General features: G+C 33.6%; 18 protein-coding genes and 1 other annotated feature. Of the genes, 5 read left to right on the plus strand and 13 right to left on the minus strand.

The window, feature by feature from the left end; translation table 11 throughout:
* The first annotated feature begins 320 nt into the window (after positions 1-320).
* Both IV57_RS08975 and IV57_RS13500 read left to right on the plus strand, forming a co-directional pair.
* Positions 321-626, plus strand: coding sequence for a transposase (locus tag IV57_RS08975; protein ID WP_057881188.1), 306 nt, complete (start codon positions 321-323; stop codon positions 624-626).
* Between the two features lie 12 nt (positions 627-638).
* Complete coding sequence (locus IV57_RS13500; RefSeq protein ID WP_083488945.1) at positions 639-941, plus strand: transposase; 303 nt, start codon at positions 639-641, stop codon at positions 939-941.
* A gap of 491 nt (positions 942-1,432) precedes the next feature.
* Here IV57_RS13500 and IV57_RS08980 read toward each other — a convergent pair whose 3' ends face one another.
* On the minus strand, positions 1,433-4,093 hold the full coding sequence (locus IV57_RS08980; RefSeq protein ID WP_057881189.1) for a hypothetical protein: 2,661 nt from the start codon (positions 4,091-4,093) through the stop codon (positions 1,433-1,435).
* 119 nt (positions 4,094-4,212) lie between these two features.
* Positions 4,213-5,667, minus strand: a complete 1,455-nt coding sequence (locus tag IV57_RS08985) for an aminotransferase-like domain-containing protein (protein WP_057881190.1) — start codon at positions 5,665-5,667, stop codon at positions 4,213-4,215.
* A gap of 126 nt (positions 5,668-5,793) precedes the next feature.
* Between IV57_RS08985 and IV57_RS08990 the strand changes: the two genes are divergently transcribed.
* The gene (locus tag IV57_RS08990) at positions 5,794-6,408 is read left to right on the plus strand and encodes a LysE/ArgO family amino acid transporter (protein ID WP_057881191.1); all 615 of its coding nucleotides are present in this window, start codon (positions 5,794-5,796) and stop codon (positions 6,406-6,408) included.
* Between the two features lie 55 nt (positions 6,409-6,463).
* Here IV57_RS08990 and IV57_RS08995 read toward each other — a convergent pair whose 3' ends face one another.
* Positions 6,464-8,413, minus strand: coding sequence for an Ig-like domain-containing protein (locus tag IV57_RS08995; protein WP_057881192.1), 1,950 nt, complete (start codon positions 8,411-8,413; stop codon positions 6,464-6,466).
* Between the two features lie 225 nt (positions 8,414-8,638).
* Positions 8,639-8,889, plus strand: a binding site (T-box leader).
* Positions 8,890-8,971: 82 nt separating this feature from the next.
* On the opposite strand from IV57_RS08995, the gene asnA reads away from it, so the two are divergent.
* Complete coding sequence (asnA, locus tag IV57_RS09000) at positions 8,972-9,979, plus strand: aspartate--ammonia ligase (protein WP_057881193.1); 1,008 nt, start codon at positions 8,972-8,974, stop codon at positions 9,977-9,979.
* Positions 9,980-10,036: 57 nt separating this feature from the next.
* Here the strand turns inward: asnA and IV57_RS09005 are convergent, their stop codons facing one another.
* From IV57_RS09005 to IV57_RS09050, 10 genes are all read right to left on the minus strand, one after another.
* Entirely contained in the window at positions 10,037-11,041 is a 1,005-nt protein-coding gene (locus IV57_RS09005; protein ID WP_057881194.1) for a hypothetical protein, read from the minus strand.
* 171 nt (positions 11,042-11,212) lie between these two features.
* Complete coding sequence (locus IV57_RS09010) at positions 11,213-12,613, minus strand: hypothetical protein (protein WP_057881195.1); 1,401 nt, start codon at positions 12,611-12,613, stop codon at positions 11,213-11,215.
* A gap of 508 nt (positions 12,614-13,121) precedes the next feature.
* The gene (locus tag IV57_RS09015) at positions 13,122-14,111 is read right to left on the minus strand and encodes a hypothetical protein (protein ID WP_057881196.1); all 990 of its coding nucleotides are present in this window, start codon (positions 14,109-14,111) and stop codon (positions 13,122-13,124) included.
* A 13-nt stretch (positions 14,112-14,124) separates the two neighbouring features.
* Entirely contained in the window at positions 14,125-15,255 is a 1,131-nt protein-coding gene (locus IV57_RS09020; RefSeq protein WP_057881197.1) for a hypothetical protein, read from the minus strand.
* A 10-nt stretch (positions 15,256-15,265) separates the two neighbouring features.
* On the minus strand, positions 15,266-15,643 hold the full coding sequence (locus IV57_RS09025; RefSeq protein WP_057881198.1) for a hypothetical protein: 378 nt from the start codon (positions 15,641-15,643) through the stop codon (positions 15,266-15,268).
* Positions 15,644-15,761: 118 nt separating this feature from the next.
* Positions 15,762-17,018, minus strand: coding sequence for a Fic family protein (locus IV57_RS09030; protein WP_057881199.1), 1,257 nt, complete (start codon positions 17,016-17,018; stop codon positions 15,762-15,764).
* A gap of 614 nt (positions 17,019-17,632) precedes the next feature.
* Positions 17,633-18,379 (minus strand): LiaF transmembrane domain-containing protein, encoded by a 747-nt coding sequence (locus IV57_RS09035; RefSeq protein ID WP_057881200.1) that lies wholly within the window; start codon positions 18,377-18,379, stop codon positions 17,633-17,635.
* A 2-nt stretch (positions 18,380-18,381) separates the two neighbouring features.
* Positions 18,382-18,834, minus strand: a complete 453-nt coding sequence (locus IV57_RS09040) for a LytTR family DNA-binding domain-containing protein (RefSeq protein WP_057881201.1) — start codon at positions 18,832-18,834, stop codon at positions 18,382-18,384.
* A 391-nt stretch (positions 18,835-19,225) separates the two neighbouring features.
* Positions 19,226-20,017, minus strand: a complete 792-nt coding sequence (locus tag IV57_RS09045) for an N-formylglutamate amidohydrolase (protein WP_057881202.1) — start codon at positions 20,015-20,017, stop codon at positions 19,226-19,228.
* A 13-nt stretch (positions 20,018-20,030) separates the two neighbouring features.
* The gene (locus IV57_RS09050) at positions 20,031-20,471 is read right to left on the minus strand and encodes a hypothetical protein (protein ID WP_057881203.1); all 441 of its coding nucleotides are present in this window, start codon (positions 20,469-20,471) and stop codon (positions 20,031-20,033) included.
* 89 nt (positions 20,472-20,560) lie between these two features.
* Between IV57_RS09050 and IV57_RS09055 the strand changes: the two genes are divergently transcribed.
* Positions 20,561-21,259, plus strand: a complete 699-nt coding sequence (locus IV57_RS09055; protein ID WP_057881204.1) for a Bax inhibitor-1/YccA family protein — start codon at positions 20,561-20,563, stop codon at positions 21,257-21,259.
* The last annotated feature ends 142 nt before the right edge of the window (positions 21,260-21,401 follow it).

The following is a 21,401-nucleotide window of genomic DNA, read 5'->3' on the forward strand; positions in this document are numbered from 1 at the left end:
ATAGTCCCCAACCGTTGAGCCCGTTGAGGTAGAATAATAAAATATAGATTTTTCATATTATGAAGCATTATTCAGAAGCCTGACAAGGCGACTGGGTAATGCTTTTATAAATTCATCGAAAACTCTATCCAAAATGGATGAATCCATACTTAATTTATTAACTAGACCCTGAATAATTCATAAAAATAGCCTTAGACTTTACAATCGCTTCTACGATTGGGAGTCTAAGGCTTTTCTTTTACACCCAGTGGGTGCAAAAAAACCCACCTATGATATTGTGAAATTACCTCTAAAAACATAATATCGGGAGAGAGTTTCTAATGACAATATTACATAAAATTAAATTACACAGCAACCCCAACGTACAAATTATTAATAATGGTGGTAATTTTACTGCAAATGGTGGATTAGCGTTAGTATCCGAATATCTTGATAAATTAGATTTTTCAAAATTAATAGATCATCAAATTCATTTTGATGACCCACGTAAATTTAAAGAACATTCTAATTCAGATATACTTCTACAAATACTATTTCAGCTGATTGCCGGATATAAAAATGATTCGTCCGCTAATTTTTTACAGAATGATCCAGCGTTAAAATTACTCTTTAACAAAAAAAACTAGCATCACAACCAACTGTGTCACGGTTTTAGAGTGAACTCTATTAGAGCTACCTTGAGTGCTTTAGCATTTAATATAGTTCAGATTATGCAGTGTTTGGCTTTGCCAGCAACTGAAAGTTGCAAGCAAATCAACACGCTAAGATTACAATTATTTAGAATAACGGCAAAAATAGTACGGCATTCGCGTTCTAAGATTATTCAATTGAGTCGATTCAATGTTTATAATCGACTGTTTTGGAAGGTTCTTAAACGGATTAATATGATATTGAACTTAATTAAAAAAAATCATTTCTTCCAAGGGAGTGGTCTGTCCTAAAAGAGAATCAAGTATCTTTTGTTAAAACGTTTTTCTAAAATTAAAGGAACAGAGGTCAAGATTGTAAATTTTGACAACCTTGGTTCTTCAGGAACTTAATCTCTTTGACGTTCCAAAAGACCTACGAAATCCTCCTTGGGTATCTGGGTAATCCCGTTCATATTAAAAAAGGTTAGACCACTTACCCTTGAAAGTTCTGAATTTCCAATCAAAAGTTCTCAGGTTTTGTTTCATTAGGTGATGTGAAAAGAGATAAGGATGCTTGATTTGTACCAAGTCACTGCCAGCTTCTGGATTTTCACGAACTGCCGGACCTGCGATAGATTATTAGGTCTCCAGCGTGGAGTTGTTTGTTGCTTTTGTTTTGGTAGCTGTAGAATTTGAAGTCTACGTCGTTGTGAGTGAGGCTGGAACTGGAATCTATTATGAAGTAATTGGTATTGGGGTTAGATAGTTGTTGATTGAATGCACACATATTACCATCTACTATTCTATTTTATTAACATATTTAATTCATAAACATTTTTTTCACATTTTAATTTCAGTTTACTTATTTTTTCCTTTAACCAATCCATTGTTTTACTTGGAAAAATATTATTTATCTGTTTCATTTGATACCATCCAATATCCCATGCTTCTAATGATAATTGGGGAAGATCAATTATTGAAGACTGTCGGCTGGACAGTTGTTCCTCATACAGCATTTGGCTTAACATTATTACATCACTAGCCTCTTCAGAAAACTTTCTTTTCTTTATTTCCTTAGCAACAAATCTATCACTATCATCCCGGATATCATCAAAAACTACTGGTGAGTTTTTCTCATCTGCTTTATTTTTGATCCATTCCTTATCCAACCAGAACCATTGGTTTGCCCACCTATTTTTATATCCCTTTATATTATTAAAATCATTCCAATTACGATACGCTGCCTGATAACTTTGATTATCAAATAATGACATGATTAATGAATCATTCACAAACTCTGAATATATAGGGTCACTGACATTAGGCTTTTTATAATTATCTTGCGCTGTAATCCAATTTGGTGCTATTGTTCTTCTCGCAGCAAAATTAACTACTGCACGATCAAAATTTTCAGGCATCACATTGAATCCATTACTTTCATATGCCGAACTTGTAAATATATAGACACCCCCTTGATAGGTTCCTTTGCCAATATTATTAGAATTATTAACCATAAATCCTAATGACCCTTCGTATAATTTACCTCGTGGACTTTTACCTGATGACTCTTCCATGGCCTTTCCAAGTTGTGGATATGTATCGCTAAACTCTGGATGTTTTTTCAATGTCTCTTTAGCCCAATAATTTAACGCATCTTCCTTATATACTGTTTCCATTATTTTTTTTGTATATTTCCTGATAGAAAGATTGTCATTTTCCCATTTTGTCTCCTTAACTTCAAATTCATGTTTCTGATTTTCAGCAATACTCTCATCTAAATAATTTGACCTTAATTTATATATGCTAAACATTATCGGCCACTGATCAGATGTATCAGCAAACTCTCCGGCATTTAATAAACATCCTTTTTGGAATTTGAATTTTGAAAAGAATTTTCCATTAAATTTTCTAAAATAGTCGCCGCCACTCATAAACCTAGCATTAGTAAATAATGCAATATACACATTTTTAAGATTAAAATCTTCTATAATTTTTAACATTCTGACCATGAATTGAGCATAAAGTTGTTGAGAAGCATTCCCATATTCTGATTTCCCATTTTTCTTTATTTTCATATAATCGTTTACAAAGTTTTTAGCAATTCCAGATTTATGCTTTCCATTAGCATGTAAATCGTTAGCAGTGGCATATGGTGGATTTGTATAAAATATTATGGGTTTATTACCAGAGTTAATCAAGTCATTAAAAAGTTCATCTGGCATTTTCCAATCATCAGAATTTGGTGTATTTACAGGCGTTTTATATTCGCCGTGCTCTTTATTATTTATATAAAAATCATCATTTAAAAAATCATATTGAAATGACACTGAGTTAGGATTATATTTTGTACTCATATTTATTTCCTCATCAAAAAATGTTGAGGAATATAACTTAGAATATTTAAAATCTCTTGTTAGATTTTTGGTCCCAGAAGCACTATCCCATACAATTGATTTTTCTTTATAATCAGCTCCAACCACATCTTCTATCATTTTATTTGCTTCATTAGCCCAAATAGTGGGGGTCCAAAAGTCCCCCTTGTTACGTCTAGAATGATCCTCTATAAGCCTATCAGCTATTGCAAACATTTTATCCTTCTCTGAAGGTTTTATGTTTCTATCAAAATGTTTAAAGTATGCTTGGATTGCACTACCATTCACTGATATTTTTTTATCTCCAGGAATATGTAATTGATTAGGATTATTGGGAACCAAGTAGTAATCCTGATTATTACCTATCATTGTTTGCATAAAAATATTGACCGCCGTTCTGGTCTTTACACTTTTAGGATCAACAAAGCTTGCCTTTTCAAAATTCGAAAAAAGTTCATCCATATTAACATCTGTAACTTGTACTTTATAGCTTCTATCTTCTGGTTGTTCAACTAAATACTTTATTTCTTCAAATAAGCTCTTCACATTATCAAATCTTTGGCTACTATTATCAGCATCTATTGTATACACCCAAACTGACATATTTTTATCCTTTGTAAGATCATTAACTAGTTTTGGATCATCTTTCCATGCGGAACTAGGTGAAGATTCCCAATTGTAGTCTCTATCCAAATACTTTAAAAAATTAGGTACATATAAGACAAATGCTTGATCTTCATCAGCACCTACAATTATATTTGGAATAACTGCCTCTTTCTCTTTACTGAACTTTCTTAAATAGTGAATACATTGAGCCGTTATCCTGACTCGGTCTGACAATTTATTCAAATTTGTTTTAAATTTGAACTCTAGTAATATTCTCAACGGATTAAGCATCTCATTACTAACCTCAATATATCCATCTGTATCATAAGGTGACATAATTGGTGATCCATTTTTTTTACTCTCTGCATCACTGTAATAACTACTAAATAATTCTCGCCATGCATTTTCCACATCTTTTTCTACTTTTACTACTTTTAATGATCTTGTTAAACGATCAACATTCTTTTTGGACAATTTTTTTGTCATATATTCATAGATCCTCTAATTGAAATTAATTTATCACCTTTAATTATACCTGACGAATCAACCTAAAATATCCTTAAATGATAGTTGGTTTTTTAATTTTAAAATACTTACAATTAATCCTAACTTTTCAAAATTTCATTTAGCATCATCATGGCACTAGTAAATTCCCCACAATCAACATAGGCAAACGACAATCTAAGTGATCGATTATGTTTAAAATCATAAACATCCCCTGGATTCAAAAGTATTCCCTGATCAATAGCCTTCTCAAACAATCCATCGATCTCAACTTCATCATTAAAGGTCAACCAAATATAAAATCCGCCAACAGGTACATTCCAAGTAGCAATATCTTTAAAGTATTTATCCAAAGTCACCAAAGCATTATCTCGGCGTTTCTTCAGTTCAACTTTTAATTCAGTCAGATATTTTTCATACATCCCACTATTCAGAAATTCAGCAAACACTAACTGTGACAACGAACTAGCACCATAGTCCATTTGCATTTTGGCATCGCCTAAGCGTTGGATCACTGGTTCTGAAGCAATTACCCAACCGATCCGCAAACCGGGCGCTAAACTCTTCGAAGCACTTCCTAAGTACATTACCATGCCATTATCGTCGATAGCCTTCAGTGGTATAGCTGCTTCATCATCAAAACATAGTTCCTGATAGGCTCCGTCTTCAATGATCGGTAGCCTATTTTTTATGCAAAAATCCATTAGTTCCTGACGACGAAGATTAGACATTGTGATGCCGGTCGGATTTTGGTTGGTCGGAATCGTATAAAGAATTGCAGAATCACTCTTTTTTAGTTGCTTCTCGATTTCCCAATACTTTAAACCATCGTGATCCATGGGAATACCATTCAAGTTCAAACCGGCTGATTGAAACATTTGTAAAGATTTTAAATAAGTTGGAGCTTCTGTAAAGACAGTACTGCCTTCTTCCAACATACATGAGGCTATCAATTGTAAAGCTTGTAAAGCCCCTGACGTTATTAGGATATTCTTAGTCGAAACATCAACACCCAATTTTTTCATATGTCTGGCAATTGCTTGGCGTAACTCAGGTATTCCCAATGGTTCAGCATATCCCAGAGAAGTAATTTCAGTACTTAGTTTTTGTAAAGTTTTAGCCCACATTTGCTGTGGAAATAACCGTGGATCCAATTCACCGGTTCCTAAGCGTATTATGTCAGGGGCAAACTCCAAACGGTTGATCTGTTGCATTCGTTTATTATTTTCTTGTAAATATCCTGACGAAATATACTTTTTCCAACTCAAAGAAGTTGGCAGCATCAATGACCAAGTATTACTGACGATTTGAGTCCCTGCCCCATGCTCTCCCGATATTATTCCATACGATGTTAGTTCATCAATGGCAGTCGAAATGGTACTGCGATTAACAGCAAATGATTCAGCCAGCGCCCGTTGTGAAGGTAATCTGGAACCAATTGCCCACTCACCATTAGCCACTTTATCACAGACGTATTGCACAATCTGACGGTAGACCGGAAGCTGACTTTTTTTATCAGGTTGCCAGTCAATTTGAATCGGACGACTTCGTTTCATAATTATCTCCTTTTGGTTGGGTCGAAAAGTTATATTTGGTTGGTTACATTACCTAATAATATCCCTATAATCGTTATGGTAGTCAAATTTTTCTATATTATTTTGGCTGGTAAAGGGGGTTAAATTATGAACTTTTTCTTACAAGGATTAACTATGGGGATAGCCTATGATGCGCCAATTGGTCTAGCTAATTTATTTGTCATCAATGCAGCTTTAACACAAACGCGTCGCAAATCATTTCTAACCGCCTTGATCATCATTTTCTTCGATGTTACTTTAGCCTTTGCTTGCTTCTTCGGTATCGGCGCCATCATGAAAAAATTCGAGTGGTTGCAATTGATCATTCTTTTGGTGGGAAGTTTGATCGTAATTTATATGGGAATTAATTTATTAAGGTCACAAACGACTGATATTAACGCTGAAGCATCGGAAAAAAATCTTTTAGAAACTATTTCATCAGCTTTTATCGTAATTTGGTTCAATCCGCAAGCTATCATCGACGGATCAATGATGTTGGGGGCCTTCCAAGTTACATTGCCAACTTACAGTTATCCAATTTTTATCGCTGGAGTGGGAATTGCCTCAGCTTTGTGGTTTATTATTTTAAATGCCATCGTGACTAAATTTAAAGATAAATTCAACGCTAAAGTTTTGCGAATCATCAATCTGGTCTGTGGTGTGATCATCATCTTGTATGGTGGTAAATTGTTATTCAATTTTGTGACATTATTAATGCATTAAAAAAAGAGTTCTGTAAATAATCGTCAGATTATTCACAGGACTCTTTTCATTTATTCTAAACCGATTCAACCAAAGACCACTCCAATTCAGTGGAATATATCCCGGCAACATGATAGCCATTCTCAACCAACAATCTTGGACCTTCATTATCAGCCCAATTTACAGGTTCCAATGTCTGTCCATCTGCTGTCTCTGAAATGAGAGTACCTGTTCTATTTAATACATCAAAACTTCCGTCAGAATGGTAATATCTTAAATTCGAATTTAGAATATTACCTTCAGATTTAAACGGATTATTTTGGGCTAAATAAAGTTTCAATCCCTTTTTATTACGTCTATTATCACTGACTTCTAAGGGATTTCCAGCAATCTTTTCTCTATTCAGCAGAGATTGTACGCCATAAGAATTGATCTTGCCGTAATTCCAATCATTAGCTTTCAAATCAATCTTATTATCACCAAAATTTATCGTTAAAGTATCGCCCGTACTGTACGTTCCAATGATGTTTCCCTTACTGTCATGGCCAATTAATGTACCGGTTGAATTAAATGGTGTCGGACTAGTTTCACCTATGGTTGTATCAACTTCTATTTTGATATTCTTCATAGCAACGAAATCTAGATCGTAAATTTCCAAGATAGCACTCTGGGTATCTTCCCCATTCGGAATTATCTGATAACTTTGGTAATCTTGGTCATTAACTTTGACCGCATCAACATTCGACATTATCGGTAATTTTAATTTCAGCTCGGCCTTAGCAAGTACCGAATTAACATTTTGTTCATTCAAATTAATTGTATAACTAACCTTATCATTCTCACTCACACCACCAATTATCGTATTGGCATCATTATGATCATTATGACTGTTATTAAAAATTGTATTGCTTAGCATCAAGGCTGGGACAGTATTCTTTTTAACCGTCAGTAATGCCTGATTAGTTGTCATAGTCGTTGTACTTTCCCCACTTGTTACTGTCATCACCGCATAATATTTGACTCCATTATCAGTTGCATAAACTGTTTTGGCAGTCTTATAAATAAGTGGATCACTACTGATATTTTCAACTATTGTATCCTTGCCTCCAACATCGATTCGATGCCAAACTACTTTCGTTGGATCCTCATCAAATTCACCTTGAATTTCAAAAGTGGCTGCTTGCCCCTCATCAACCGTTTGATTATCCAATCCCCCACCAATACGAATATCTACATAACCACTAACGCTTGTATTATCAGCATTTGTCATTGTTCCTGTAACTCTTACTGTACCCGCTGTTTTTTCAGTGTTTGCTGTCACTAAACCAGTTTTACTATCAACCGTTGCCAAATTAGTATTGTCAACCTTCCATGTAATATTTCCCGTCGCATTGTAAGGTGTTGGTGTACCCGTTACATAAGTCGTATCAGCACTAGATTGATTATTGTACAAATAATTAATGTCAGCCGTAACATCTAAGCGAGTTGCTTTAATTGGTTCCGGAAAAGTTGTAATAAAAGCTACTTGCGAATAGATGGTTGTTGTTTTTGCCAGTAGTCCCTTCCACTGTGTCTCCTGTTGATAATAAACTGTGCCTATTTTATTGGGAGTCACTGTTAAATTTTTCGTCTTCTGCGTCATCTCCGTCCACGTCTGACCATCTGTCGATTGATACCAGGTATAACTTGGACTAGTCAATAATCCTAATCCTAATAGTGCATCTATGACCGATCTACCTGAGTCTGTATAAAGGGTTTTGGGATTATTCACATATGTATATTGATTTTCAGGTTGAAGATTATATCCCGAAGTTAGCCAGATAAATAAAAGAATTACCGGATCAGCCGTCGGCGTTTGATATGGCGTTACTGTATTTGTATCCATTAAGTTGTCTGGAGTGATTTTAGACATAGTATCTTCATGCCCCATTGTCTCCGCCTTAATTTCATGCCCCATATTAAACATTGAAAAAGCCATTATGATGTTCATCAAAATTGCGATTATGAGCGTCTTCTTTTTATTCATCTCCCTATTCCTCCAACCTTTTTTACAATTTTAAAGGAATCCAGGAAATAAAGCATTTTTATACTTCAGTATAAAAAGTCAATATATTTAATTATAAAAACAATTTAATACTTGAAATATCAGTTCTCTACATTAGATTCATTTTAATAACTATCTAAATAATTAATTTTTTTCAAATTTAATTATTTACATTTCGAAAAATAATGCTAATATAAGTGTCACAAGATAAAAACGAAAAGAAAGAATAGTAAGATTTTCCACACTAACAGTGATTTGGGAATGGTGAGAACCCAATTGGTAAATGGATCATCCGAATAACACTTTCTTATGTTTCTGGCTCAAATGACTTCGGTCAAAGTAAGTTCAGACGTTAACCGGTACGTTACCATCGGTGGAGCATGTCAGTGCTCTTATTGAGGTGGCCTATTTTAGATAGGCAACTTGGGTGGTACCGCGAAAAGTCTTTCGTCCCAATTATTAATTATTTAATTAATAGTTGGAATGAAAGACTTTTTTATTTTGTATTAAACTTGATTTTACACTTTGGAGGAAATTATTATGGACTTGATTATACCTAAGGACTACGACCCAAAACTATCTGTTAAAGAAACACAAAAAGCTATCCAATATATTCGTGAAACATTCCAAGATGAATTTGGTAAAGAACTAAACTTATCCCGTCTATCTGCACCAATGATGGTCGAAAAAGGTACTGGTCTTAATGATAACCTTAACGGTGTCGAATCTCCTGTTTCATTCTCAATGAAGGGTATCCCCGGTGAAACAATTGAAATCGTGCACTCACTTGCAAAATGGAAACGTCTAGCTTTGAAACGTTATGACTTTGACATGCACGAAGGTATTTACACTAACATGAACGCTATCAGAAAAGATGAAGATCTTGATAACATTCACTCAATCTACGTTGATCAATGGGATTGGGAAAAGATTATTGCTAAAGACGAGCGTACAACTGAAACTCTCGAAGCTACTGTTAAACAAATTTTCAAAGTTATCAAACATATGGAACACGAGGTTTGGTACAAATTCCCTAAGGCTGTTCATCATTTACCTGACGAAATTCACTTTGTCACAACTCAAGAACTTGAAGACCGCTGGCCTGACAAGACTCCTAAGGAACGTGAAGATGCTATCTGTAAAGAACTCGGCTGTGTCTTCTTAATGCAAATCGGTGGACCTATGAAGAGTGGCAAACGTCACGATGGTCGTGCTCCCGATTACGATGACTGGAAACTAAATGGTGATATCTTGTTCTGGTATGAACCTTTACAACACGCTTTGGAAATCTCAAGTATGGGTATCCGTGTTTCTGAAGAATCAATGAGAGAACAATTAAAGATTGCTCACGCTGAAGATCGTGCTTCATTACCATTCCATAAGATGTTATTAGCTGGTGAATTACCATACACAATCGGTGGTGGTATCGGACAATCACGTCTATGTATGTTATTGCTTGGTAAAGCTCACGTTGGTGAAGTTCAAGCTGCTGTTTGGCCTGAAGATTTACGTGAAAAATGTGATGAAAATGGTATTCATTTGCTATAAATTTTAATGATCCTTCCCTTACAAAAAACCGTTGATGAAAATTCATCAACGGTTTTTTTAGTTATTATTAAGCCTTTTGTTATACTCAGTGTTTAACGGTACGGCAACTTGAACTTCTGAACGTGACGAAGATCTACCCGAATAAATTCGACCATTAGTTCCAAAAATATAAATTTCTTCTTCTGACGAAGGAATTGTAACCATATATTTAGCATGAACCATCTCATCTGGTTCAACAGATCCTGGATTATCATAGGCTTCACTATAGTTTTCCATATAGTAGCCCTTATATTCCTTACTGCTGTCCCCATTAGCAACTATTTCGTCATCAGAAGTTATGTCATACTTCTTTAGAAAGTTACTGAAATCTTGGGCACTGTTAATAGTCGTGTTTTGTGAATCTGAACTTTGTGAATCAGAATCTTGTGTTTCTGCACTTGTTTCTTTTTGCATCATTGATCCGATATTATTAACACCATATTTACGAACCATGCTTTCATATGTAAAGCCACTAGAATTTCCTTCAAACATTGGCGAATCTATATGGAGCCCACTGTCTAATAACTTCAAATATTTCTGACCGCTACTAGCTTTAGCCTGGCATTGCAAATGAATTTGACTTGGCAATGAAGCATTAGCAATTGATTGATATTTATTTTCATTCAATCCTTCGTCTGTTCCAAGGTATCCTTTTGACTGCTTGTTGACATGTAGAGTTATTACCTTTGTCTTGGGATTATAACTGTAATTACCTTGCAAAGAAGCTAACTCGTAGATTCCCCCATTAGGATCATCATCCGTTGAATCCATTTTAATTGGAACATTATATTTCCAAATAAATTGGTCACCTTTAAACATAATTGGCGACATATTCAAAGTCCAATCCCCTGTAAAAACACGACCAGAGAAAGCTGTACTCGTTTTAACCTTCGGCTTTGTTGGGTCCACCTTATGTGTCGTCACATGCTTGGCATTACTAGATTTACTCTGTGAATTATTGCCACAACCAGCTAAAGTGAAAACTGCTAAGGCTATTATGATAATACCCCAATGTTTTTTCATATTTATCCCCTATTTAATCTTAATCAGATTTTGATTATGTAATTATTGTATTAAATTGGGGTGACACTATATGGCAATCGTTGAAAAGAATGAAAATAACATAGTCATCTCAACTTTAATTAAATAAAAGACCTATCAAAAATCAATTTGATTGATCTTTACGAATTAGATTTATAGTTTCTTTCTTATTTCTGTAAATTCATCTTGAGGCAATCTAACTTTCTTTATATTACCTGGGGTAATGGTCCCTTTTGCATTTGGAAATCTATAAAAATAATTTTCCTCAAGAGTTTCATAAACTTCATTTAGTTTCATATCATTACCCTCATGCTTCAAACAATACTTAATGGTTTCCTCCCAATGGCTATATGATCTAAAAATAAAAATTGGTTTTATTGGCTCTTTGTCTTTACACTTTTCTAAATCAGACTTTTTCAATTTAGATTCGTACCTATCATATTGTATTTCGTATTTTTTTATACGCTTAATAATTAAAGATGCTACATACCGCGATGATATTAAATCCCTATATTTAGCGTTATCATTAAATTTAATACCATGTTCGTCAATTGTTCTGTATGGAAGCAATTCTAAATCACAAATTTTAAGCAATTCAAATTTATTCCCATTACTATAAATACTATCTAAATAGTCTCTCTTATTCAAAGACGTATTTTTCATTAATAAACTTGAATAATATTCTTTAAAATAATATGCATCATTAAGGGGATCTAATTCAGCTTCAATTTTTGATTTTAACTTTTCTTCTAATCTTTTATTCAATAATTTTTCGGACACTTTTTTAGACGTTTTTTTAGACCTTAATCTATTATAAGTATTAATCCATTTTTTAATTTCATCTGATATTGCACATTTCAATTTATCACTTATTAATTCATTTTTATTATCTGTTTTTGCGATTAATACATTTTTATCGTTATTATTAACCATTTCATTAAATTCACGGTTAATAATTATTTTAAAATCATCTGTTAGTACAAATTTTTTTCCAAGGGTTTCCCAACTCGTTTCAGTGATTGTATATGTTCCCAGTCTTATATGTTCATCAATATAGTCTTTGATTTTTGGAATTAATACATCGAAGTATTCGCTAGGTTTCAATTTTCTTCCGGATAATCTTAGAGCCTCTTGATTCAAAATATTCTCTTTATCATTAATAATGTGCGTTTTATATTCGTCAATTGAATTAAAAAACTCCCCATTATTCTTATTTTCCAAATCAATATATTTTTTCAAATTACTACATTCTGAAGTATCATTTCTGGTTCTAGGATTTAATAAACATAAAAACACATTTGCCGTATCCGGATTGCCAATGACTTGATTGGGTATTCCCCAATCAATACTTCTATTGCTGTCATTTATATTTAAATATCCCCTATCAGAATCTAATACCCATGAAAAATTTTTCCCATCATCATTTGCTTTAAAATCTTCAATTTTTTTTTCTGTTGCATTCTCTTTAGGCTGATATTGAATATATTTTTTAACCGTTTCATCAAAACTTAATCCATTAAAGCTTCCATTTTTCCAAATGTTATTTTCATCCATTACTTTTCCCTCACTTAATAATATTTATTTCACTACTAAATTTATTCCTTCAACTTCCAATAAGCTCCATCCGAACTGCCAACTGGATGAATATTATCAGCAGCTAATTCACATCCCATATATGTTAATTCATAAAAATAAGACTCACCTTACTTGCGATATCTCTATTCCCATTCAATTTCATCAATAATCTGCAATAATATAATCTCGAACTCAAATGGTTTCTTTTACTATGGCGTGATCAACTGCCAAATCTGTAATACTAAATTAGATTTTTTTATCCCTATTAATCTTTGTTGCAAACTCATACTCAGTATTTCTTGATACCTTTAACATACGCATCCCCCTTCGACATTTACCATATAATTACAAATTCATTATATGAAATGAAGACGTCATTATTTGTCGCTTTTAACATATAGCAAAAAGGGCAATGAGAAATCATTGCCTTTTTATTTAAATATTCAATTACTGATTTTGAGAATTACAAACTAATCAGCTCTTCTATTTATTGTCCGTAATACATATGATAAGTAGAATCTACATTCGGAGCCAATTCTACTTCTGGCCTTGTACCAAGCATTTCATAATAAATATTATTATCATTACCCAAGAAATACACTGTACTTGTTGCACCTGTATCTAAGGCCACTGAATATTTAGCACTAACTGTCTTTTCAGGTTCTATCCCATCTTTACTAGCCATAGCGTCGTCGTAATCCGTTTGATCATAAACTGGAAATTCGTCAAATTGACCACCACCGTCATAGGCTTCTATTTTGACATGATCTGATGAAGGGTTTATCAAATCATGATCAAGCATAAATTTCTTAAGGTCCTCAGCACTATTGATCGTGTTTTGTCCTTTTTGCATAGAAGAATCAACCTTTTGAACACTATACTTACTTACAGCGTAGTCATAACTCAAAACTTGATTGGATTGCACGCTTTGAAGTGTCTTACTTCCAAAACTACCATTTTGTGGAGTCATTGAAGCTTCATTTCCAGCACTATATTTCAGCTGCAAACTGGAATTAGCTGGTGATGCGCCAACACTTTCATAATAGTAGCGTGACAACTGAGTAGCTTTACCAGTATATGTCTTCGATTGATTTGCCACGTTCAAAGTCACTATCTGTGATTTAGAATCATATGAATATGTACCTTGAGTTGAAACTAACTCCGAACTATCCCCATTAGTAATTTCGTTATAAACCCAGATAAATTGATTTCCCTTGAAGAAAATACCTGAAATGGCATCCTCATATTTGGATACAAAATTTTGATTAGAAAATTCGGTACTTGTGGCACTACTGCTTGATGTAGTAGCTTGTTGCTTCTTACCTGTAGATTTAGTATTTTTTTTATGACTAGCCTTAACCACCTTATGCGTAGTAACTTTCTTACTATCACTAGACTTAGCCTGCGAGTGATTACCACAACCAGTCAAAGTCAATGCGACCAATGTTGCGCCTAAAATTCCCCAATATTTTTTCATTATTATCCCCTTTTTATTTAATCCCAATTGAAGCTTGCATAGCTTGATAATCATCGTCAGAAATACCTACCCGATGTAAATTATTGGCTGACAATGAAGCACTTGGTCGGATCAATTCGTAAAAGTATTGTTCACACTCTTCACGATATTTTTTATCCAATTCCAAATCAGAAAGACCATTAAATCTCTGTCTAAAATCAGCTTTCAAACCATCTTCCCAATTACATTTATAACTATTGAAGACAAACTTTAATTGTCCATCATCAGTTTCGTTATAAATTCTATCTAAAATAATATGACTCATATTTTTAGTAGCACTGCTATCAATGCCTTGTGAACCTGTCAAATTACAAATCTTATATGACTCAATTTGATTGAGTTGCTTTTTTATATTAAAAGCTCGTTGGCTTGCTTTACCCTGTCTTTGATAAAGTGTTTCCAAATAATTGGTTTTTTCTGACACATCATCAAACTTCACATCAGAAACCATTGGCCAATAATAATTCATAAAATAAGGTAAATTATTAATTGGATTCAAGGCATCATTGATCTGCTTTGCTAACTTATCAGCTAATACTTGTTTCAAATAATTGGTTAAATTATTCTGATAATTCCCAGTTTCATTACCAATAATCGCTTTGGAAATTTTATCGACTAATCGAAATTTTTCACTCATAATAACTTGCTTAAAATCAGGACTTAATAAATCATCCAATGATTCAAGTAATTTATTATCTTGAATCAATTTTTCAATTTCAGAATATTTATCTGTCAGCAAATTATGCAATTCTTCTATATATTCATTTTTGACTGGTTCAATCAGATTAAATTCATTACCAAATTTGTCCCAAGTATCCATGAAACTTTCCAAATCTTGTTTCGTGGGTTCACTTGTTTCCACATTATTGGCAACAAATCTATTTCGTTGGTACTCTCCCAACGCTGCAATCAAAATTTGTTCATTCTTAGGACTGAGTTTTCGATTCAACATTGTTTCAAATTCTTGTGCCAAAATATTTTTTGAATTATCCCCGTGTGATTCATTCCATGGTTTCAACAAACATAAAAAGAGATTGGCAGTCTGTTGATCACCATCTATTTCCATTGTTGATTCCGTACTCACTAAATTTTCTATCTCTAACATATAATGCCCCCTACTTAATAAAAAATCCCTCTGCTACTTGAAAATCTGCTGGCAATCCAGTTACCAAATCCCCTACACGACAATTTTTATATTCTGGTAAACTATCGAGATATTCAATATCATCACCAATCTGATAAATACTGGCAATAACTGTTTCAGTCTGATAACGTGACCAAACACCAATAACAAACTTCCCTTTCGATAAATCTTGTTGACCCTTTAGAGTGGCCTGTTTGAGAAACGTCATTTCATCTGGTTCCAGAAAAAAATATGAAGTGTTTTTAATAATAATTTGTTCCAAATCTTTACTGCCTGGATCGGTTGTCAAAATAGGTACAATCAAAATATCACTTTGACCATGATTTGATTTATCGTCATCTATTTGCATTTTCGACCTTCTTTCAGTTTCGGATGTCACAGTTATTTTATAAAATCGAGACGTCACATTTAGTCGTTTTAGGACAAAATAAAAAAGTAGCATCTAAATGCTACTTTTTTTATATTTCTTAAATAATTATTTCATGTTGTAAAGGTTTTCCATTAATTTTTTGTAATATACCTTTTTCTTCATATTTATTAATAATTCCTTTTACTTTTACTTTTTTATATTTCTTTGTATCTTCCCTATACAACATATTTATTAAATCCGTATCTTTAATACCTAACGATGAATCAATGTTAAATAATTTAGACTCAACAAATATAAGTAATATCTCAAATTCAGTATCATGTTCATCTTCAATTTTCAAAATTATTTTTAGATTATTTTTATATTCGTTAAGAGTTTCTAACAATTGATTCATTCTGTTTAATACTTCATTTTGACTATCTAAAATCAGTCTCATCATTTCATGAATGAAAAATGTTAATTCGCCATAATTCTCATATTTGTCGGCTTCTTTAAATATTTTATAATATTTTTGTTGATTCTCATGAATTGAACCTGATATTGATAAAGCTGTAAATGGATCTATTTTTTTACCTAAATATTGTGATAATAAGTATCTACCCATTCTGCCATTACCATCACTAAATGGATGAGTATTTTCAAACATAAAGTGTGTAATTAACGACTTTTCTATGGGTGGTATTTTCTCATTATTCATAAAACTTATCAATGTTGATAACTTGTTCTCAATTAATTTCTCATTTGCAGGTGGCGTATGTACAGTTTCTAATGAAGTTCCTATGCGAACTGGACTATTCCTAAAGTATTCACCGTCGGGCAATTTATCAAGGTCTATTTCCCCTGCCGTTAATCTATCATATATAACTCTTAGGTCATCAAAACTATTTATCTTAATTTCAGGTCTATTGATATTTAATATATCTAAATATTTTTGTACAGTAGAAACTAGTCTTTTCTGATTAGTATTATTATTATTCTGTAAATCATCAACAATCGTTCCAATTTCTTCTCTTTTAGTTTTGACCCCTTCAATCTCATTACTGAATTGAATTTCATTAGTTAACAAAGAATTTGCGTAACTACTTTTAGCTATTCCTGGTAAAGAATTACTTAATTGTTCTATTTTTCTAGATTTTTTATAAATATCAGCACTAAGTATAGATAAATCACGTGTCTCTATAAAAAAGATTGGATAATTATCATGCTGTTCCCCATATTTATCAGTCAAATAAGGATATAAATTGGTTTTAAACGTTGCCACACCATTAAGCCGATTCTCATATTCCTTTGAAACATCAATACTATCGTTTGTATTGCTCATATATTTCAAAACTGATAGTGGTTTTAATTCCATCTTTTATTCCTCCAAAACTGATAAAATATATTACCTATTTATTCTATTAGTTTAACATTTTAAAGAAATAGAAATAGCAAAAGGTGATTCTATTTTAATATTTATCCATTTTATTGAAATAGATAACATATATTTTGTTTCCATTTCAATATTCTGCCATTTTATAGAAATAGAATGATACTCTTAGTTACTATTTCTATAAAGCACTCTTTTGCAAGAATAGGTTTAAAATGCACGACAAAAACGTGAGGCAAAATATAACTTCTCCCACTTAAAACGAATAGACACAGTAATCAAAACATGGCTCTTACTCAAGTTCGGTTATTAAGTGGGCTACATCCAAATAAATAACAATCAACCAGCTATCTAGTCTGGAATAACAAAGCCGATTGGCTCAGCAGTAAAATTATTCTTAACAATTTATTGCTTAGAATGAGGTCGAGCTTGGGGACGATGCGAATTTCATCGGCTTCAAGTCGGCCTACTGCGTTCCAGCCAAATCGGCTTTGTCATGGAAGACGGAATTTTTAACCAAACATCAGAAAGAACCAAAACATGATTATCGTGTCTATTTATTTTAAGTCTATTAAACTGATCATGCTATGTCCCACTCTTTAAATATAACTAATTTTCAATCCTGACAAGGAAACTAATCCTCGTATCGTAACAACAGGACTATCAACAGTAACATCAGAGAACCCAACTTCACTAACGCCTCCCATATTATTGTCCAACTCTTTGACCACATTCCAAGTTTTGGGAATATACAATTCAATTCCACCTAACGAGGCATTGACGTTGATCACAGCGGTCCCTTCTACGGTCACATTTTCAAAATAAACTTTGGCATCTCCCATGGAAACATCAATATTGGCTTCTTTAAAATTTTCGGACTTCACATATCTGATACTGCTGCCCATTTTGACATAAACGTCGACATCTGAATCATTGACTGTTTTCACATCAGGATCGCCGTTACCGTTAAAATTTCGCCCATGATGCCAGCTATAACCACGATAATATTTTTTATTCATCCAAGGACGGTGTCTTGCTATCAAGGGACGAAATATCATCGACAATCCGATGGAGATCAACAAAGCAGCACCTAGAATTGTCCATGGTACTAAAGCGGTGATTCCTAAAGGTTTAGCATATAAAATTGCTAAAAAGGCTAACGAGAAGACCGTGCCCGGTATTGCAAAATAAACTAAACTTTTAATCAGAACAGCCACTAACATAATTGTCACAATAATTGTCCAGAATCCAAATGTATAAGTGATCAAGTGCATTTGACTGACCACGAGGATTGCGGCACTTAATAGTAGGAACAGGCCCCAAAAGATTCCATTTCTATTTCTCATAATCAAAACTTCCTTTGTTCCAATCTAAGTTTCAAGTCTTTCAAGAATCGACGTGAGACATAGATCTTTTTATAGGTATTTTTAAATTGAACCAAATTTCCAGTCACTGAACGTGAGAGTGACAGAATTTCATCAACGTTTAAAATTGATGACTTAGAAACTCGCAAAAAGTTATCCGGTAAATTCTCTTCCAACTCATACAATCGAAAATGAATTAAAAAGGCATTGTCGATCGTATGAGCATAGACATTCCGGTCATTGGTCTCAAAGAAAAGGATTCCCTTTAGTTCGAGTGAGTAGACTGTTTCACCGATATATCCGTTGAGATGGTTGAATTTACTTTCAACATCTTTAATACTGTTCAAAATTGCTTGTACTTCACCATCATTCTCGGAAGCTTTGATGATAACTTCTTTTTGTAAATACTGCGGTGAAATGTCTAATTTTATCTTCACATCGAACAACCCTTTCGTTACAAGTATTACACCACATCGCAGTTTGCCTGTATAGCTTATCTGGTTAAGCGGTCTATTTGGAATCCTAAGTGGTCATCAAGTATGCCGTCTTCCACAACAAGGCTGATTTGGCTGGAACGCAGTAGGTCGACTTGAAGCCGATGAAGTTCGCATCGTCTCCAAGCTCGACCTTATTCTAAGCAATAAATTGCTAAGAATAATTTTACTGCTGAGCCAATCAGCCTTGTTGCTCCAGACTAGATAACTGTTTTATTGTTATTTTATTCAAAAAAACACATTATATTATTGTCAATCCTTTACTTGAGATTCTTAAACAATAATGTAATGTGTTTTTAGTGTTATATCAAATATTTAAATAACCGGCTGATTCTTAGTTCACATAATCAAATAATGACAAAAAGATACTCTGAAGACTATTCTTAGCTGTGGTAAAAGTTCCTACATTAACGCCTGACAACTCTTCCTCACCAAAATAGCGATTCTCAATATACATGTGATATGCTAACTCGATCTGAATTGCTTCAATTCTTGGATTCTGACCGTAATGTTGCGTGATATAGCCTCCGGAAAATGGATGATTATTTGAGACGGTATAACCTTTTTCTTCAAAACGTGCTGTCAAAAACTCCCGTAATTTCATATCTGAAGTCGTATCTGTCTTATTTCCCAATACAACATCAGCTGCCTGGACGTTCTCCTCATGTGGATATTCCGCAAAACTATGCAGATCCAACAGGTAAACTTTTTCAAACTTCTCTAACTTGTGATTTAACAACTGCTGTAACTTGTCATGATATGGCTTGTAAAAGCTGTCGATTCGACCTTGAATCTCGGTTTCAGATAATTCATTGTGATAAATAGGTTTGCCGAAGGTTGTCCGACTATAAACCACTTCATGACGGTAATCTCCATCCAATTTGGTCATCTTGGCATTTCGATTCGGATCGGCTAAATAGCGATGTAAATTGTTTTCTAAGGTAGTGAATCCTTGTTGTGGTACAAAGTCATACAGATCTTGTAAAAACCAATCAACATTAGGCAACAAGATCCCTGGTATGAGTTCTTTTTGAACTGCTAAAGGAATCTCTGTTCCACTATGAGGTATATCCACAACAATCGGCAACTCATCAATTGCTTCATTATAAACTGTAAAATCATCCATCAATTAACTCCTTCTAATCCCAGTTACTAAACGATACTTCATTCATTGAATCATTGCCACATTTAGGACAGTGCCAAAATTTTTCATCATCGATAAACTGCAATCTAGTTACACCTGCCCGACCTTTAGCAAAAGTAATTCGTTTCAAAGTATTATCACAGTATGGACAAGGATATTCCGGTTCCATTTCATCAATTTTAAAATAGAATTTATTAAATAAATAAAAATCATTGGTACAAGCATATAAAGCATGACCATAATGGTCATTAATTTCAGCACCAGTTTTAACTAATTCCAAAGCTGATGTCGAAATCTGCTCATCATCGACCAACTCAACTAATGATGGATCAGTTCCTTCGAAAATCATTTCTGGCGAATACATCATCCCTATTCCTAACCAAGTCTTAATACCGTAACCACACTTCTCACAACGTAAATCATGTATCTCACCCATAATTCCACCCCCCTTCATGGTTCCTTAAATTAACAAAAAATGTTATCCTATTATACAATTATTGTAGTTATCAATTGAGGAGGATAATTATGCAAACTATAGATAAAGTTAAATCTGCTGGTTTGGCAAGATTCACATCCCTAGTCTATCTTTACACGGGATTAGGAATTGCCTTCTGGACGATTTGCGCACAAGCAATTGCTAATAACAAAGCACTTTCAATGGCACTATTCCAAGGTATGGCTCAACACCGTATCATTTCAATGATTTTAATGATCGGTGTTCCGATCGCCTTTATCAGTCTCTGTGGCCGTTTCGCAACCAGATCATATTTCCTAACGTTCTTAAGTTACTTAGGATTTTTGTTCACACTATCATTTATCGGAGTACCAATCTTTTACATCTACTCTGCTAAAAGTATTGTCCAAGCTTTAACCGTTACCTCAGCTGTCTTCATCGTTTCAGCCTTTTATGGTTTCATCACTAAACGAGACCTAACAAAATGGAGCCGCACTTTAATGATTGGTTTAATTTCAATCATTGTCGTTGAAGCAATCAACCTCTTGATCTTTAAGAGTACCCCATTGATGATGTTGACTAGTGCAGCTATCATCATTATCTTCTTATTCTACATTGCTTTTGATTCACAAAACATCAAACGAATTTACCAAAATAACTCATCTTCACAAAGTCTTGGTGCAATCGCCTTGCTAGCTTCCGTTAATTTAGTTCTCGACTTCATTAACTTGTTCATGAGTATTCTACAAATCTTTGGTGACAGTAACTAGTTTTTAAAAGGTCGTCTGAAATATAACTGATTTTTTACTTTAAACTTGCAGCATAAACGTGGAACCTAACATAGCTCTTTCCGCTTAAAACAAAAAGATGGTAGTAATCACAATACGGTTCTTTACCAAGTTCGGTTGTTTG

The organism is Companilactobacillus kimchiensis (assembly GCF_001438805.1).
In the GTDB taxonomy this organism is placed as follows: Bacteria; Bacillota; Bacilli; order Lactobacillales; family Lactobacillaceae; genus Companilactobacillus; species Companilactobacillus kimchiensis.

Coding starts and splice junctions, on each gene's coding strand:
- IV57_RS09030 (WP_057881199.1), bottom strand. CDS start 17,018: ATGGAATTAAAACCACTATCAGTTTTGAAATATATGAGCAATACAAAC.
- IV57_RS09010 (WP_057881195.1), bottom strand. CDS start 12,613: ATGGATGAAAATAACATTTGGAAAAATGGAAGCTTTAATGGATTAAGT.
- IV57_RS09005 (WP_057881194.1), bottom strand. CDS start 11,041: ATGAAAAAACATTGGGGTATTATCATAATAGCCTTAGCAGTTTTCACT.
- IV57_RS09045 (WP_057881202.1), bottom strand. CDS start 20,017: ATGGATGATTTTACAGTTTATAATGAAGCAATTGATGAGTTGCCGATT.
- IV57_RS08985 (WP_057881190.1), bottom strand. CDS start 5,667: ATGAAACGAAGTCGTCCGATTCAAATTGACTGGCAACCTGATAAAAAA.
- IV57_RS08990 (WP_057881191.1), top strand. CDS start 5,794: ATGAACTTTTTCTTACAAGGATTAACTATGGGGATAGCCTATGATGCG.
- IV57_RS09020 (WP_057881197.1), bottom strand. CDS start 15,255: ATGTTAGAGATAGAAAATTTAGTGAGTACGGAATCAACAATGGAAATA.
- IV57_RS08995 (WP_057881192.1), bottom strand. CDS start 8,413: ATGAATAAAAAGAAGACGCTCATAATCGCAATTTTGATGAACATCATA.
- IV57_RS08980 (WP_057881189.1), bottom strand. CDS start 4,093: ATGACAAAAAAATTGTCCAAAAAGAATGTTGATCGTTTAACAAGATCA.
- IV57_RS09055 (WP_057881204.1), top strand. CDS start 20,561: ATGCAAACTATAGATAAAGTTAAATCTGCTGGTTTGGCAAGATTCACA.
- IV57_RS09015 (WP_057881196.1), bottom strand. CDS start 14,111: ATGAAAAAATATTGGGGAATTTTAGGCGCAACATTGGTCGCATTGACT.
- IV57_RS08975 (WP_057881188.1), top strand. CDS start 321: ATGACAATATTACATAAAATTAAATTACACAGCAACCCCAACGTACAA.
- IV57_RS09035 (WP_057881200.1), bottom strand. CDS start 18,379: ATGAGAAATAGAAATGGAATCTTTTGGGGCCTGTTCCTACTATTAAGT.
- asnA (WP_057881193.1), top strand. CDS start 8,972: ATGGACTTGATTATACCTAAGGACTACGACCCAAAACTATCTGTTAAA.
- IV57_RS09050 (WP_057881203.1), bottom strand. CDS start 20,471: ATGGGTGAGATACATGATTTACGTTGTGAGAAGTGTGGTTACGGTATT.
- IV57_RS09025 (WP_057881198.1), bottom strand. CDS start 15,643: ATGCAAATAGATGACGATAAATCAAATCATGGTCAAAGTGATATTTTG.